Below are 14,126 nucleotides of genomic sequence, written 5' to 3' on the forward strand. Positions count from 1 at the left end.
ACGCCCGCCGGTCAGGTCGCCCGCGCCGGGGACAGCAGCCGCAGCGAGCCGACGGCCAGGCCGGTGACCAGCACCACGTGCACGGCCAGGTGGACGGTCATGAAGTAGGCCGCGAACGCGGGCCCGCGCTGCCGGTGGACGAACCTGATGATCGCCGGATCGGCGAGGACGAACCAGGCGACGAACGCGGCGGGCACGGCGAGCAGCAGCGGGTGGAACAGGCCGAAGACCGGGGCGATCACGGCCGGCGCCAGGCTCGCCAGCGCGAGCGCGCAGGCGAGGATCCCGGCCGGGCTGTTGGCGTGCTCGGGCTTGGCCGCGCCCCGCCGGGTGGTGGTCAGGGCGAGCGGGATCAGCGGCAGTGCGCGCCGCCACTGCTCGGTCAGGATCGGCAGCAGGCGGCTGCCGTCGTCGTGGCGGCCGACGACGGTGTCGGTCAGCACGATCCGGGTGCGTACGGCGAGCCGGCTGCTGTACTCGACGTCCTCGCAGTCGCGCAGGCGCTCGTCGAACCGGCCGACGGCGAGCAGCACGTCGCGGCGGATCGCGGCGAGCGCGAACACGACGCTGTTGACCTCGCCCAGGTGGCGGCTGCGCCAGTAGACGGCGTGCAGGATCCGGTACCGCTCCACCGGCCCGTCGTCGATGAGCGGCTCGGTGTCGTAGACGCCGTGCACGCAGCCGACCTCGGGGTCGCGCGACAGGATCTCCATCGCGTTCGCGACGGCGTCCGGCCGCAGCGCCACGTCGGAGTCGAGGAAGAAGACGACGTCGCCGGTGGTGGCGTCGGTCCCGGCGTTGCGCGCAGCGGAAACCCCCCGGTTCTCCGGCAGGCGGACGACCCGGCAGCCGAGCTCCTCGGCGATCGCCGCCGATCCGTCGGTGGAGGCGTCGTCCACCACGACGATCTCGTCCGGCCGCAGGGTCTGCGCCAGCACCGACTCCAGGCAGAGCCGCAGGGTCTTGGCCGCGTTGTAGCACGGCACGACCACAGAGATCATCGCTTCTTCCCCTCGGCCGCCAGCGCGTCCTCGTACACGGCGAGCGTCTCGTCGGCCGCCCGGCTCCAGCTCAGCGTCTCCCGCACCAGCCGCTCGCCCCGTTCCGCCAGGGCGCGGCGCAGGTCGGGGTCGGCGAACACCTCGATCACGCCGTCGGCGATGTCGTCGGGGTCGGCCGCGCGCACGAACCGTACGGCGGGCTCGGCCGGGTCGCCGAGGAAGACCCGGGAGAAGCCGTCCCCGAGGACCACCGGCCGGGCCAGGGCCATCGCCTCGGTCGCCACCAGGCCGAACGGTTCGAACAGCGAGGGGAAGACGCACACGTCGGCCATCTCGTAGAACTCCAGCAGGTCCGGGCCGGTCACGAATCCGCCGGAGGTCAGCACCCGGCCGTCGAGCCCGGTCTCGGCGACGATCCGGGCGACGCCGGCCTCGTCGCCCTCGCCCACGATCACCAGCCGCAGCCCCGGCACGACGGGGGCGATCCGGCGCATCGCCTCCAGCAACTGGTAGACGCCCTTCTGCCGTTCGATCCTGCCGACGAACAGCAGCACCGGATCGCCGGCCGCGATGCCGAGCCGGGCGCGCAGATCAGCCGCTCCCCGGCGGAGCCCGTCCCGGTCGAAGCCGGGATCGGACAGCAGCCGCTCGTAGGTGCCGCCGAGCCGTACGACCTCGATCGGGGTACGGCTCCAGCCGGCCGCCGCCAGCTGCTCGCGCACCTCGGGGGTGGCCACCACGACCCGCCGGGAGATCCGCGCCAGCCACCGCTCCAGGGCCGCGAACAGGTTGAGCGGGTCGGCGATGCTGCGCTGCGGGGCGACGCCGTACTCGGTGGTGTGCACGTGGAACACGACCGGCAGCCGCAGCGCGTAGTGACACAGCAGGCCGCACAGGAAGTTCGTGGAGTCGTGCACCGCGACGAGGTCGGGCCGCCGCTCCGGGGGCAGGGCACGCAACATCCGGAAATATCGCCAGTTGCTCACCACGACGGTCAGTGCGAGCAGCGCGAACTCGACGCCGCGGGTGCGGTTGAGCCGCCGCCTGCGGGAGATCGCCCCGAGAAGGCGGCCGCGCGGCCGGTAGACGGTGATGCCGCCGGCCCGCTCCCACACCGGCAGGCGGCCGTCGTTGAGGGTGAGGACGGCCATGGGACGGCCCTGGGACAGATACGGAGCGATCAGCTCGGCGTACCGGCCGAGCCCCGCCGTGATGTTGGGCGGGAACTGGTTGATGACGTGGGCGATCCTCACCGCCGTGCCTCCATTGCGCCGGTCGTGGCCGTCGCCGCGCCGTCCGGGCGATAGAGCCGGGCGGCGGCGGTCATCACGACGGCCACGAGGATGAGATTGCTCAGAGCGAAGGCCACCAGCCCGCCGACCAGCCCCTGCCAGGCGATGAGCACGGCCTGGCAGGCCAGTGCGGGCGGCGTGCCGACGAGCAGGCAGCCGATGAGCACCCGGGCGCCGCGCACGCCGTCCATCGACAGGGCGACCGAGTAGAGGTTGAAGACCGTGTGCACGCCGATGCCCAGCGCCGACAGCGCCATCAGCCCGAGCGAGTACGGATACTCCTCGCCCATCAGCGAGAAGAACACGGTGCTGGCGACGAACGAGAACACCGCGGTCGCGCCGAAGACGACCACGACGAGCCGGGCGATCCGCCGCATCACGGTCGGTTTGTCGGAGACGGCCAGCGTGGGCAGCAGGATCAGGCCGATGCCGTCGGTGAAGACCACGCCGAGCAGCCGCTTGGGGAAGCCGTTGTAGATGGAGTAGACCCCGACGTCGGCCCGCGGCGCCCAGTGGTTGAGGAAGAGCACGTCGACGCCGAACACCACGGCGCTGAGCGCGGCGATGGCGGTGACGTACGCGCCGTGCCGGTAGATCGAGCGGGCCAGCGCCGCCGACCAGGCGCGGGGCCGCACCTCGAACCCGGCGACGGACACGACGGCGAAGACGAGGTTCGTGACGATCAGCGCGATCAGGTACGGCTCGGCCTCACGCAGGCCGAGCACGAGCAGGCAGTACGCCGCGGTGCCGAGGTAGGCTACGGCCACGGCGAGCTTGAGACCGGCGACGAGCCGGAAGCGCCGCAGCCCGCGCAGGAAGCTCTCGGTCAGCTGGTTGAGCGTCATCGACAGCGCCAGCGCGAGCGCGAAGGCCAGCGTGCGGGTGTCCACGCCGAGCACGCCCGTCAGCAGCGGGGCGGCCAGCAGGCCGACGGCGAACAGGCCCGACCCCAGCACGAGCGTGGCCGCCAGCGCCGTCGTCACCAGGGCCGGCCGGTCGCCGGGCTCGGCCCGCGGCAGCTCCTGGAACATGACGTAGTTGACGCTCATGAGCATGCCGACCGTGGCGATCAGCGCGATCGACAGGACCACGGTGAAGTGCCCGAACGCCGCGGCGCCGATGCCACGGGCGATCACGAGCGTGGTCGCGGCGGCCGTGCCGCTGGCCGCGGTGCTCACCAGCGTGGGACCGGCCGCCCAGCGGTGGGCGGCCAGAAGCGAGGCCGCCCGGTCGATCAGTGATCGCACCGCAGGTACGCCCGCCGGGCGAACTCCAGGTCGTCGGGCGTGTTGATGCCCCGCGCCTCGTCCGGATCGGTCACCGGCACCACCGACAGCGGCCATCCCTGCCGGGACAGGTGCGGCAGGAACGGCAGGAAGTTGACCTCACCGGTGCGGGCGCCCACGGCCGCCCCGGCCAGATAGCGGGTCCACTCCTCGCGCAGCCCGTCCGTGGCCAGGCAGAACACGCCCACGTCGCTGAGCCCGCCGGGGCGGCACTCGTCTCCCTCTCTGGACTGCCGCACCCGCACCAGTGCGCCGCCGTCCGTCTCGTACTCCACATACGGGTCGGGCATCGGCACCAGCGGCAACGTGAACCCCTTCTCGTGGGCTCCGGTCACCCGGCGGACGGTCAGCGGCGACAGGTTCACCTGGTCGCCCCAGACCACCAGGATCGCGTCGTACGACTCCCAGTGCGGAGCCGCGCCGAAGATCGCACCGCCCATGCCGGTGGGGCGCTCCTGGACGCTCACCGAGACGCCGCCGCCCGCGATCTCCTCGGCGGCGAGCGCGCGGAACGGTCCCTCCCCCTCGGGGGACATGACGACGTGCACGTGCTCGACGTACGGCCGCAGCCGCCGGTGGAGCAGGTGCCACACGGCGACCCCGTCGGCGATCTCGACCATGATCTTCGGGATCTCGAACCCCAGCCGGGCGCCCCGCCCGGCCGCCGGGATCACCGCGCACAGCCGCCGCTCAGCCACCGCCCACCTCCGAGTCGAGCAATGATGTTTCAAGTAATGACGTGATCTCGTCCAGGCACCCCACGGCGACCGCGCCCGGAGCCGGCTCCGCGACGTGGACGTGCAGGGTCGCCAGCCCGGCGCCGACCGCCGACGCCACCCCGTGCGCGGAGTCCTCCAGCACCACCGCGTCGCGCGGGTCGACACCCCACCGCGCGCAGGCGGCGGCGTAGACGGCCGGATCGGGCTTGCTCGCCGGAACGTCGTCGCTGGTCAGCACGGCACGGAAGCGGCCGGTCAGCGCGCAGGCCGCGAGCACCCGCTCGACCGAGGCCCGGCTGCCGCCGGTCACCAGGTACGCCGTGCGGCCGGCGGCGGCGATCCGGTCGAGGAGCCTGCGGGCACCGGGGAACAGCGCGGCGCGGCCCGCCGCGACGTGCTCCCGGTACAGCTCCTGCTTGCGCCGGGCCAGCCGTCCGGCCCGCTCGGCGTCGCCGGTCAGCCGCAGCGCCGCGGATCCGGTGCTCGCCCCGGCGTGGTCGGCGTACCGGAAGCCGGCGAGCGCCTCGGGCGCGATCTCGGCGATCGCCTCGCGGTAGGCCGCCTCGTGGACCGGACAGGAGTCCACGAGGGTGCCGTCGAGGTCGAAGAGCCAGTGACCGCGGCGGACGAGGATCTCGGCCGGCGGGCTCGCGACGGGGGTCATCGCGCCCGCGCCAGTGCCGTCTCGCCGCGGATGGCGAGCAGGGCCTCGACGGTGCGGTCCCCGCTGTGCGCGCCGGAGCGGCCGGGCTCGGTCAGGTCGGCGACGACCCAGCGCGCTCCCGCCCACTCGCCCCGGTCGAGGACGTCTCCCGGCACCATCGGGGCGTCCGGCGTGAGCCCGGTTCCCCGGTGGTCCCCTCCCCTGTGGTGCTGGGCCCGGTGGCTCAGGACGTGGGTCACCATCCGCCGCTCGTTGCCGGGGTCACCGAGGTAGGCCAGCGTGCGATCGACGAGGTCGGGGGCGGTCAACCCCCTGACGTCGTGGTCGTGGCGGGTGTTGACGACGAACACCTTGGCCGCGGCCCTGTTGTCCGCGATGGCGTCCGCCACGCCGGGGGTGAGATAGCTCGGCAGCAGCGAGGAGTGCGGGGTGCCGGGGCCGTACACGATGAGGTCGGCGTCCCCGAGCGCCTCCAGCGCCATCGGATTCGGCGTGATCTCCGCCCGGTCCCGGGCCAGCACCTCGCGGGTCCAGGAGGGCGGCAGCTCCGCCAGCTCGGCCCGCAGCCGGGCGTCCGGCGGCTCGCGCAGCAGGAACAGGTCGGTGATCGGCGTGGCGTCCTGCGGCGCGACGATGTCCGCCTCGTCGGCCAGCAGCTTCCCGTCCCGCTTGAGCGCGACCAGGAACGCGTTCTCTCCGTTGGTCACGTTGAGCAGCCGGACCGGTGAGCCGAACGTGCGGGCGCAGGAGTCGACCGCGGCGTTGAAGTCCTCGCCGTGGCGCAGGTAGGCCCCGACGAACACGAGGTTGCCCACGGCGCAGTCGGCCAGGTCGAGACCGGCGGTGGCGGACCACCGCGCGAACACGCACAGGTCGGCGACGACGGCGTCGCGGATCCGGCGCGGCAGCGCGGTGAACGGACCCCGCCGCTCCCCGACCGCCTCGATGAGCGCACCGGTCGTGGCCCCCTCCGGCAGCCGGTGCTCCAGCACGGACGCCAGCGCGGCCTGGGCCGGGTCTGCCGGATCGAGGTGGAGCGCGAGGTTCTTGCGGAAGTCCGACGGGCCGAGCATGCCGGGCAGGTGCCGCCGCAGCGCGCCGGTGGACAGCCCGTTGTCGTACCCGTTGATCACCAGTGACAGCTCGACCCCGGGCGTGCGCAGCAGGCCGCGGGAGATGGCGGCCGCTCCGCGCCCGCCGCTGAACATCGTCACCGCGACGGTCATCGGACCTCCTCGGCGACCGGCCTCACCGGCACGGCCGGCAGGTCGCCCGGCCGGCGCAGGATGCCGCGGCGCAGCAGCCAGTGGCGGTAGCCGAGATAGACGACGAACAGGGCGCGGTCGCACGCTCCCCGCCAGAACCGCCACCCGCGGCGCCCGCCGCCGCGCTCCCGGTGCTCGATCGGGACCTCGACCCACCGGTGCCCGAGCTCGGCGACCCGGGCGGTGATCTCGGTCGAGCAGTTCATCCCGCCCGACTCCAGCGGCAGGGCGCGGAACAGCGGGCCGTGCACCACCTTGAAGATCGAGTTGAAGTCGCGGTAGCGGGTGCCGTGCAGGAGGTTGCTCACCGCGCCGCTGGCCGCCGAGCCCCACCGGTACGCCGCGCCGTCGGCCTTCCTGATCCGCGCGCCGGAGAACGCCACGGCCTCACCCGCCTGGATGCGCGGGATGACCTGGTCGAGGTTGGCGATCGGGAACTGGCCGTCGGAGTCGAGCAGCACGACCCAGTCGAGCCGGGTGGCGGCGATCGCGGCGGCGATGGCCGCGCCGGCGCCGCGATTGCGCTCGAAGCCGACCACGACGAGCCGCGGGCACCGGTCCCGCAGCCCGGCCAGGATCTCGCCGGTCGCGTCCCGGCTCCCGTCGTCGCACACGACGATCTCCCAGTCGCCGACGGCCGGGTTGTTCTCCAGGTACTCCTGCCATTCGCGTACGGCCATGGCGATGTTGTCGGCCTCGTTGTACGCGGGCGCCGCCACCGAGATGTCCACGGTGCGCGGTGTGACGTGCGGATCCGGCATGTCACCTCCTCGGACGGGTGGACGGTGGTCAGCGGGCGGGGTCGGCGCCGAGCAGGCGGCCGATCCAGCGGTCGAGCGGAAGCAGGTTGATCCCGACGATGATCGGCACGTGCGCGAGGGCGAACACGATCGTCGCGCCGAACGAGATCGGGCCCCCGGTGAACAGGTTGATGTGGGGCGCGTCGATGACGTCGGGGATCGCGACGGGGTTGACGACCTGCCACATGATGTCGAGGAAGCCGGAGAACACGATGACGACGCCGGTCGCCATGACCTTCAGACAGCGTCCGGGGGTGCCCCCGCCGATCCGGTAGGCGGCCGCGACCGTGAGCACGATCCCGGGATAGAGCAGCAGGTAGAGGTGGGTGTAGAAGCTGTCGCCCTGGGCCCGTGCGCCGTCGCCGTAGTAGAACCAGCTGATCCGCGGGATCAGGTAGCCGGTGAAGAAGACGAACGGGACGTAGAGCAGCCAGCTCAGGCGCGGCGACGTCCGGGGGAAGACCGCGATCGCGAAGCACAGACAGGCGAACGCGATCAGTTTGGCGACCAGATCCCACGCCGAGTGGATCTCCCTGGAATGCGGCGTGGCCAGCCACACGAACGCGGCCCCGGCGGCGCCGACGGTCAGGGACATCCACCACAGGTGGGGCGCCCAGCGGCGGGCCGTGGCCCCTTCCACAGCGTCTGTGGCGGGGCCCGCTTTCTGCGTAAGAACATTTCCGTCGGGGCCCGAGCCGGCCGGAGAATCTTCGCCCAATGCCGTCATGAAGACGCGGCACCTTCCTTCCAACATGCCGGTGGACAGACGTGCCGGACAGCGCCCACGGGAATCAACCCCGGGGCGCGGGAGCGCTCCCACGCATTATGGCATCACCATCAGAGGTATCCGCAATATCGAAAGCCGGTCACCCCGGCAGGTGAGCGCACATTTCCGCAGCTCACCGCATGGATCAGATCAGGAAATGACACTGATCTCCTCGATTCGGCGGCGGTCCGGCGTTTTCCGCCACGACACGATCGCAGTCAATTGTTCTTGCGGGACCATGTCAATTTTGGATCGGTCCTTTCTCATCACGGAATGGCGCGATCCCGGTCCTCGTCCGTCCGGCACCGCGCGTCCGGCACCCCGCGTCCGCTCCGGAGTCCCGTGCCGCGCACACGGGATCGGCGACAGGCGCGGACGCCCGATTTTCCGACACATCCCGGCGGAGCGCGCCGCCGCGGCGAAGGCGAGATCCGGGATCCGCCGCACCGGAAAAATCGTGCGATGTCGCCGGTCGCAGTACATCGGGATATTCATTCTCGAACTGCCTTCAGATTGGCGAACGTTTACGTTTTCCAGTTGAAATCATGGACGGTCGACCGATTTCCGGATCCCGCGTCAGGCGAGAATGACCGAGGTCACAGCGCGATCATCGGTGCCCGGAAACAGGAGCCGATGTCCGGCACGCCGAAAGACGAGGCTTACGAACGCGTCCTTTTCCGGCGAGAACGTCCGCGCCCGACCGCAAATCAATCGACCTTGGGAGTTCAGCATGTCCGAAATTCCCCGCAATCCCGCCGCTCCCCCCAGGTGGGCGTGCCTGATCGCCGGCGCGGCCGTTCTCGTGGCCGGCGGTGCGCTGTGTGTCTCGGTTTCGCGGCCGGCCCCGGCCGCGGCCGCCGTCCACGCGCCAGGCGCGGCGTCTGCCGTCGAGGTCGGTCCGATCCCCGAAGCGGACCTCTACGACGTGCGCAACAAGGAAGACGTCGTCACGGCCGTCTTCACCCCGATTCCGCAGGCCGACCAGATCCAGTTCGTGCTGCACACCGTGCCCGGCGTCACCTGGTGGAAGGAGATCCGCCTCGTCGACGGGTCGCGCAATACCCTGGCCGATCAGGCCGACTTCACCCAGGACGCCAAGCACCACACCAAGATCCTCACCGTCGACCGGAGCGCCGTGCAGAAAGGCGTCTTCCTGATCTACGCGAAGGCCAAGGAGTGGGGCGCCCACACCGACAGGTACGAGGGAAAGGTGCCGGTCGCCCATCTGGGCCACCGCATCGACATCACCTGGCAGAAGGACACCTGAGCGTGTCGAAATCCGTTGAACGTCACCACCCGACCAGAGGACATGAGATGTTTTCGCAGCGACCCGATCGGAGAACCCCCCGGCTGATCCTCGCCGGCGCCACGGCGCTCACGGCGACCGCGGCCGTCACCGGAATCGTCACCGGGAACGCCCAGGCGAGCACGGCCGAGGCCGCGCGGAAATGCACGCTGCCATTCGAGATCCCGGCATCGCAGGGCCGCTTCACGGTCACCGCGTGCGCGGTCACCAACGCGAACGGCGTCCCCAAATACACGCTTCAAATCAAGAACGGCACGCCCCTGCCCAGGCCCATAGGAATCAACGTCGAGGACAGCGGCCTCGAAATCCAGTACAACGTGCGGACGCTCAAGGCCGGGGCCTCCGTCGAGACGCCGCCGATCGGTCTGTCCACCAAGAACGCCCTCGTCAAAATAGACGCGCAGTCGGCGTCCACCTATACCAGCTATCCGTGGGCTTCCGTCGGAACCGATGTCGCCGGCCCGACGCTGCCGAAGGTCTCCCGCTGCGACCGGTGGTATTGGAAGAGCCAGGCGAAGCCGAAGAAGACCCGCCGGGAAATCGGATGGTGGACGCTGGACAACACCGGAGGTCAGAAGGACTGGACCGTCACCGAGACGATCGAGCGGGAGACCACCTCCACCTTCACCAACTCCGCTGAAATCTCGGCCGGCGTGAGCGTCGGCTTCTCCGCCTTCAGCGCCGAACTGAAGGGGTCGTACGGCATCACCACCACGGAGCAGATGCGCGTCAAGAAGGGGGAGACGGTGCAGTTCACCGTGCCCGCCGGGAAGAAGGCGACCCTGCACGCCGGCATCCAGGAGGTCACCGCGAAGGGGTACTACTACCGGCTCGGCAACTGCGACGGCTCGCCGAAGCTGGAGTACTACCTGAACGTCCAGGAGCGGGCGCCGCTGCCCGGCAAGGTCACCTGGATGACCTGACGCCTCTCCCCCGGTGATCGGGAGCGACCGGGGAAACCCCGAGAACACGGCCCCTCCCCGCCCGTCGCGGCGGGCGGGGTCTCCCTTGTCCGCCAAGGCTCCCGTACGGGCGCCGGGGGCGGGTTCACCTGGCCCGGCGGCGGAGCAGGCGGCGGGGGGCGCGATCTGGAGCGCCGCCGTCGGCCCGCAGCCACATGTGCACGCAGGCCCCTCCGAGCTCCGACCCCTCGATCCGCACGCCGCCGCCGGCCGCCTCGGCCAGGCGGCGGACGATGTCGAGACCGAGGCCGGTGGAGCCAGCGCCGCTGTGCCCGCGTGTGAGCGCGCCTTCGGGATCGTCGATGCCCGGCCCGGCGTCCGCGACGAGGATGCCGACCATGTCGGCCCGCCGCCGCAGCGTGACCCGGAACTCCGTACCCTGCGGCGTGTGCCGGAAGACGTTGCCGAGCAGCGCGTCGATGGCCGCGCCGAGATCGGCCGCGCTGACCGGCACCCGGCCGGGGGCGTCCGCGCCGACGAGCTGCCAGGGGCGTCCCTGATCCTCGGCCAGCGCCGACCAGAAGATGAACCGCTCACGCAGGACGTCGGCCGCGTCGCATCCGCCCGGCAGTGGCCGGGCCGGCTTGCGGGCCGCCCGGATGATCTCGTCCACCGCCTGTTCGAGCCGCTCGACGGCGAGCCTGCGCTGCTCCGCCTCCGGCCCGGTGCCGCCGATGTTGAGCCGCAGCGCGGTCAGCGGGGTGCGCAGCCGATGGGACAGGTCCGCCGCCAGCTCGCGTTCGGCCGCCAGCAGCCCGACCACCTGGTCGGCCATCGCGTTGAACGCCTGCCCCGCGGCGACGAGTTCGGGCGGACCATCCGGCTTGATGCGTACGGACAGGTCGCCGGCCCCGAGGGAGGTCGCGGCGGCGCCGAGACGGCGGGCCGCCCGGACCACCCTGGCCCCCAGCCGGTCGGCCACCACGACCGATCCGATGACCAGGGCGACCGCCACGGCCGTCAGCACGGCCCATGACGCCGTGACGCCCTTCTTCACGTTCGCGTCGGGGGCGTACGCCTCGATGACCGCCCGCCGGCCGCTGTCGAGCGCCACCGGCCTGAGCAGCACGTATCCATCCGAGACCGGCACGGTCCTGGCGCGTTCGAACGCGGCGGCGACGTCGGCGACCCGGACCCTGGACGAACCGATCGTGCGGTCGCCGGACAGGTGCACGGCGAGCCGTCCCGCCCCCGCCGGGGTGCTGGCCAGCGCGCGTTCGAGCGCGGCCGTGTCATCGGTGACCACCAGCGCGGGGACGATCATGCTCGCCTGCCGTTCCGCCTCGCCGAGCGCGCGGCTCTCGGCGATCTCCTTCACCGCGACGGCAAGCGGGATCAGGAAGGCCAGCGCCACCATGGCGGTGACCGCCACCGACACCAGGGCCAGGCTGCGCCTCACCGCCGCCGTTCCCTCATGAGTCGGAGGCGCCGGGCGGGCTGAGCCGTACGCCGACTCCCCGGACGGTGTGGAGGTAGCGCGGGCGGGAGGCGCTCTCCCCGAGCTTGCGGCGCAGCCACGACAGGTGGACGTCGATCGTCTGGTCGTCGCCGTAGGACTGCCGCCAGACCTCGGCCAGCAGTTCCTTACGGGAGATCACCCGTCCCGGCCTGGCGCACAGGTAGGCGAGCAGGTCGAACTCCCGCCGCGTGAGGTCGAGCGGAACACCGTCCAGGCGGGCCGCCCGGCCGTCGACGTCGATGACGAGACCTCCGACGCTGATCACGGTGGTGGCGGTGGCGGACCCGGATCTGGCCCGCCGCAGCACCGCCTCCAGCCGGGCGTTCAGGTGCTCGCCGGAGAACGGTTTGACCAGGTAGTCGTCGGCGCCGCTGCGCAGCAACCTGACGATCTCGGCCTCGTCGTCGCGCGCCGTGGCCACGATGACGGGTACGTCGGAGATCGCGCGGAGCATCTTGAGCGCTTCCGCGCCGTCCAGATCGGGCAGGCCGAGATCGAGGATGACCACGTCGGGGGCGGACTGCGCTATCTCGCGCAGCGCGTCGAGCGCCCGGCCCGCGCTGCGTACGGCATGGCTCCGGCCGGCCAGATCACGGATGATCGCGGAGCGGACGAACTCGTCGTCCTCCACCACCAAAACGGTCGCCATGGGGCAGAAACGTACACCTGCCGCAGATGCCGCGCATTGGTATCGGGAATTGTCTGTTGAAGGTTAAACTCAGCGTCCGATGAGACGGCCCTTGAGTTACACGCTCGCCTGGTGCGGAGCGACCGCACTGGCGGTGGGCGTGTCCTGGCTCGGCGTGCGCGACGTGCTGCACAGCGCGATCTTGGACGACGCGCCGCTCTCCCCGGTGGTGGCCGCCGCCGGGTCCGGCACTCCCTTACCCGACTCCCCCTCACCCGGTCCCCTTCCGACCGGGACCGTCCCCACCGGGTCGGCTTCATCCGGCACGTCGGACGCTCCGACCGGTGCGACGCCGAAGGCCTCCACCCCTCGCGTTCGGCGTACGGCCGGGGCCGCGCCGACCGGCGGCCGGACCGGTCGGGTGTCCTCCGCCTCGCCGCGGCCGCCGCGCACCCGTATATCGCGGCCGGCTCCGACGGGCAGGCCGGTGGCCACGAAGGCTCCGACGACGGCGGCCACGACGACGAAGTCGACGACGACCAAGCCGACGGCCAAGCCGACCACGACCACACCGACGACGGCCGCCGCTGCCGACGAGACCCTGCACACGTTCACGCTCAGGGGCGGCCGCGCGACGATCGCGGTCACCGCGGAGAAATGCCGGGTGGTGACCGCCACGCCCAACGACGGCTATGAGGTGAAGGTCTGGGAGGAGCCGTACTGGCTTCGCGTCACCTTCCTGCGCGGATCGAGCGAATCGTCCGCGTTCTGCACGTGGAACGCCCTGCCGCCCCGGCTGGACACGTACGAGAACTGACCCGCGCCGCGACATCGGATGAGCGGGCGGCCCGCCGGGGCTTGAACGTCGATCAGCCCCGGGGCTTGATCGACTTGAGCTTCTTGAGGTAGTCGCGCATCTCCTTGATCTCGGCGCGCTGGCCGGTGACCAGCGCGTCGGCCATGGCCTTGGCCTCGGCGAATGCGCCCTCCGTCTGCTCCTGCTGTGCGACCTCGATCGAACCGCGATGATGCTCGATCATCAGTTCGATGAACAGCCGGTCGAACTCGAGCCCGGACAACTGCGACAGCCGGGAGATGTCGGCCTTCGACGCCATGCCCGGCATGCGGTGGTCGCGCGGCAGCGGTTCCTCACCCCATTCGTCGAGCCAGCCCTTGGCCGTACGGATCTGCGGGTCGCGGGTGTCGGTGATCTTCATGGCCAGGTCCCTGACCCACTGGTCGCCCGCCTGGGTCCGGGCGAGGATCGTCATGTCCATGGCCTGGAGGTGATGCGGGATCACCATCCGGGCAAACCGGACATCGGCGGCGTTGTAACCGGCGGCCGGCGTCACGACCGGCGACGGGCTCGCGGTGGCGGCGGACGGATCCTCGGCGGGAGCGGCCGAGGGTGACTCGGCGGTGGGCTCGGTGGGGGACTCGGCGGGCGTCGCGGAAGGCTGCGCCGAGGGCGTCGCGGCGGCCGGACTAACCGTGGAGCCCGCGTCGCTCCCCGCCGATCCGCCGCATCCGGCGATCACGGCCATCGCCAGCGCGCCCGTTAGCACGCCCGTCAGGCGGGGCGAGACGATCCGACGGATGGAGATCATGCTGAAACAGCCTTTCGAATCACGGCTCGGCGAACGGACCGGCACGGTCGGGAAGGGCATCCGCCGGGTGAGAACGGCGCGCGCGCATCCGGCCGACCACGGTAGATCCCTTTCGAAAGGACCCTACCGCCGCGCCCCCTCCGGCGGTGCCGCTCCCCTCCCCATCGCGATCTTGGGGATTCTCCGGCCGGACCTTCCGACCAGGTGAAAGGCTGCTCGTGATCTTTCAGTGGTGAATACACTTCCACTGCAAGATCACCGCAGTCGTTCGCCCAGGTCAACCGGCATCCGTGCGAGAATCTGCAAGATCACGACGCAGGTTCTGGCAGGTCAGGCGGCAAGCGTGCGGACAATCGCAAGATCACGGCGAG

Annotated in this window: 14 protein-coding genes; 3 read left to right on the plus strand and 11 right to left on the minus strand. The window is 71.4% G+C overall.

What is annotated here, in order from left to right; translation table 11 throughout:
- Window positions 1-11: 11 nt before the first annotated feature.
- From AP234_RS02495 to AP234_RS02530, 8 genes are read right to left on the minus strand one after another with little or no spacing between them, the layout of a single operon-like run.
- Window positions 12-1,001: a glycosyltransferase family 2 protein gene (locus AP234_RS02495; RefSeq protein ID WP_083501695.1), complete on the minus strand. Its 990-nt coding sequence runs from the start codon at window positions 999-1,001 to the stop codon at window positions 12-14.
- Window positions 998-2,254 carry a glycosyltransferase family 4 protein gene (locus AP234_RS02500; protein WP_055477848.1) on the minus strand — a complete coding sequence of 419 codons (1,257 nt, stop codon included), beginning with the start codon at window positions 2,252-2,254 and terminating at the stop codon, window positions 998-1,000. The genes AP234_RS02495 and AP234_RS02500 overlap by 4 nt, the downstream gene beginning before the upstream one ends.
- A complete protein-coding gene (locus tag AP234_RS02505) occupies window positions 2,251-3,540 on the minus strand; it encodes a lipopolysaccharide biosynthesis protein (protein WP_055477849.1) in 1,290 nt (429 codons plus the stop codon). The genes AP234_RS02500 and AP234_RS02505 overlap by 4 nt, the downstream gene beginning before the upstream one ends.
- A complete protein-coding gene (locus tag AP234_RS02510) occupies window positions 3,528-4,277 on the minus strand; it encodes a nucleotidyltransferase family protein (RefSeq protein ID WP_055477850.1) in 750 nt (249 codons plus the stop codon). The genes AP234_RS02505 and AP234_RS02510 overlap by 13 nt, the downstream gene beginning before the upstream one ends.
- Window positions 4,270-4,962: an HAD family hydrolase gene (locus AP234_RS02515; protein WP_055477851.1), complete on the minus strand. Its 693-nt coding sequence runs from the start codon at window positions 4,960-4,962 to the stop codon at window positions 4,270-4,272. Before AP234_RS02515 ends, AP234_RS02510 begins: the two co-directional genes overlap by 8 nt.
- Entirely contained in the window at window positions 4,959-6,188 is a 1,230-nt protein-coding gene (locus AP234_RS02520) for a 2-phospho-L-lactate transferase CofD family protein (protein ID WP_055477852.1), read from the minus strand. Before AP234_RS02520 ends, AP234_RS02515 begins: the two co-directional genes overlap by 4 nt.
- Window positions 6,185-6,988 (minus strand): glycosyltransferase family 2 protein, encoded by an 804-nt coding sequence (locus AP234_RS02525; RefSeq protein WP_055477853.1) that lies wholly within the window; start codon window positions 6,986-6,988, stop codon window positions 6,185-6,187. The genes AP234_RS02520 and AP234_RS02525 overlap by 4 nt, the downstream gene beginning before the upstream one ends.
- Window positions 6,989-7,016: 28 nt before the next feature.
- Window positions 7,017-7,622 (minus strand): hypothetical protein, encoded by a 606-nt coding sequence (locus AP234_RS02530; protein ID WP_055477854.1) that lies wholly within the window; start codon window positions 7,620-7,622, stop codon window positions 7,017-7,019.
- 901 nt (window positions 7,623-8,523) lie between these two features.
- Here AP234_RS02530 and AP234_RS02535 point away from each other — a divergent pair.
- Window positions 8,524-9,060: a hypothetical protein gene (locus AP234_RS02535; protein WP_055477855.1), complete on the plus strand. Its 537-nt coding sequence runs from the start codon at window positions 8,524-8,526 to the stop codon at window positions 9,058-9,060.
- Window positions 9,061-9,107: 47 nt separating this feature from the next.
- Window positions 9,108-10,022 (plus strand): hypothetical protein, encoded by a 915-nt coding sequence (locus tag AP234_RS02540; RefSeq protein WP_055477856.1) that lies wholly within the window; start codon window positions 9,108-9,110, stop codon window positions 10,020-10,022.
- A 124-nt stretch (window positions 10,023-10,146) separates the two neighbouring features.
- Here AP234_RS02540 and AP234_RS02545 read toward each other — a convergent pair whose 3' ends face one another.
- Both AP234_RS02545 and AP234_RS02550 read right to left on the minus strand, forming a co-directional pair.
- Window positions 10,147-11,460, minus strand: a complete 1,314-nt coding sequence (locus tag AP234_RS02545) for an ATP-binding protein (protein WP_055477857.1) — start codon at window positions 11,458-11,460, stop codon at window positions 10,147-10,149.
- A 13-nt stretch (window positions 11,461-11,473) separates the two neighbouring features.
- Window positions 11,474-12,169, minus strand: a complete 696-nt coding sequence (locus AP234_RS02550; protein ID WP_055477858.1) for a response regulator transcription factor — start codon at window positions 12,167-12,169, stop codon at window positions 11,474-11,476.
- Between the two features lie 91 nt (window positions 12,170-12,260).
- On the opposite strand from AP234_RS02550, the gene AP234_RS35840 reads away from it, so the two are divergent.
- Complete coding sequence (locus AP234_RS35840; RefSeq protein ID WP_235557916.1) at window positions 12,261-12,965, plus strand: hypothetical protein; 705 nt, start codon at window positions 12,261-12,263, stop codon at window positions 12,963-12,965.
- Between the two features lie 52 nt (window positions 12,966-13,017).
- On the opposite strand, the gene AP234_RS02560 is transcribed toward AP234_RS35840, so the two are convergent.
- On the minus strand, window positions 13,018-13,755 hold the full coding sequence (locus AP234_RS02560) for a DUF305 domain-containing protein (RefSeq protein WP_055477860.1): 738 nt from the start codon (window positions 13,753-13,755) through the stop codon (window positions 13,018-13,020).
- Window positions 13,756-14,126 lie beyond the last annotated feature (371 nt).

The sequence above is a fragment of the Sphaerimonospora mesophila genome (assembly GCF_001417795.1).
Classification (GTDB): domain Bacteria; phylum Actinomycetota; class Actinomycetes; order Streptosporangiales; family Streptosporangiaceae; genus Sphaerimonospora; species Sphaerimonospora mesophila.